At 55.1% G+C, this 1,255-nt stretch carries 3 protein-coding genes; all 3 read left to right on the top strand.

The window, feature by feature from the left end:
- Positions 1–97 precede the first annotated feature (97 nt).
- The 3 genes from PG887_RS22355 to PG887_RS22365 are packed head-to-tail and all read left to right on the top strand — an operon-like array spanning position 98 to position 1,252.
- The gene (locus tag PG887_RS22355; RefSeq protein WP_171273142.1) at positions 98–316 is read left to right on the top strand and encodes a hypothetical protein; all 219 of its coding nucleotides are present in this window, start codon (positions 98–100) and stop codon (positions 314–316) included.
- Between the two features lie 11 nt (positions 317–327).
- Positions 328–852: a hypothetical protein gene (locus PG887_RS22360; protein WP_270822943.1), complete on the top strand. Its 525-nt coding sequence runs from the start codon at positions 328–330 to the stop codon at positions 850–852.
- 19 nt (positions 853–871) lie between these two features.
- Positions 872–1,252 carry a hypothetical protein gene (locus tag PG887_RS22365; RefSeq protein ID WP_270822945.1) on the top strand — a complete coding sequence of 127 codons (381 nt, stop codon included), beginning with the start codon at positions 872–874 and terminating at the stop codon, positions 1,250–1,252.
- Positions 1,253–1,255 lie beyond the last annotated feature (3 nt).

The raw sequence follows: 1,255 nt of genomic DNA on the forward strand, positions 1-1,255 counted from the left end.
AGGCAGCCTGTCAAGGTATTCGAAGAGTACTGTCAGGCGGCATAGGCGAGTGTCGCACTTCGAAGTTGAATTCGCGCCATCGCCAAGAGGAACGAACATGTTTATCCATCACATTTTGAGCAAGCAATACGCCGCCGTCAGCATCAAGCCAATGAGAGACGGTAGTGTCGATTTCACGGTCAAGGGCAGCACCAAGGGAGCCATCAAAGGCGCTATCACAGGGGCGGGCATCGGTGCCAAAGGAGGCATCCCCGGTGCCGTCGCAGGCACCATCATCGGCGGCACTATCGGCTATATCACCGGACCAGCGGACTGAGGAGGCTAACCATGGACGAGTTTATCCAAGAAGGGAAATACGCCTCCCACGAGACGCTCAAGGGGTATGCCTACAGCTGGCAGACGTTGAGCTTGCTTATGCAGGAGGTCATCACACATGGAATGTATGTTCCTGAGTTCCTGCCAGCTGAAAACCAGCCTGTGCTTCTGGTCGTGGTCAAAGAGGCGACCGTGCTCAAGGCCAAGACCCTACACAGCGAAGCCCCTGAAGTCCTGATTTCTATTGCATCCCACACGGGGGAGTCGGTCAGGGATGACGAGGAGGGTTACTACGCCGACTACTGGCGGTTATCAGAGGGGCATATCCAGCTTATCGACTGCGCTGAACATGCCGTGTTCTGGTTGCTTCTCCCTGCAGTTGAAGCATGGGAGCCCTACCGATTCACCGGTTATGGCACCCCGTTTGTTGCTCTATCTGCCCCAACCCCTGTATTCCAGCATCTGGCCTTTGTACTCCAGCAAGAGCAGACCCAGCCGGACTTGGGCACCACTATCTACCTGAAATCCACAATCTGATTCACCCGAGGCTCCCAATATGAATACCAAAACCAACAAGCAAGCTGCCAATCAGCAGGCCAGCACCACGACCGAGGCCAGCGATAAACCAGTTCAGCCCGCCAAGATTATCTTGGCTAGTGGCGTAGCCACTTTGCTCTCGCCAGGCTCAACGACCACCGTGGGCTATGAAGTAGGCCATGAGCCCGAGCAGACCGACCTGTTGATCCGTTTGACTGGCAGCAGTGGCGGCGGCCTGTGCTCCAAGGAGTGGTTCAGCTTGTCCCAAGTCATCGATCTGCTCAACGAGCAACAGCCTGACAAGCCATTTACCTCGGGGTTATTGAAGGGAAGGTGCGAACAAGTCCCTGATATGAGATCATGTTTGTCATCTGGAGCCATGGAACAGGGTTCATCATGAGTC

Origin of the sequence: Aeromonas sp. QDB14 (assembly GCF_027707845.1) — a bacterium.
GTDB classification, from domain to species: domain Bacteria; phylum Pseudomonadota; class Gammaproteobacteria; order Enterobacterales; family Aeromonadaceae; genus Aeromonas; species Aeromonas caviae.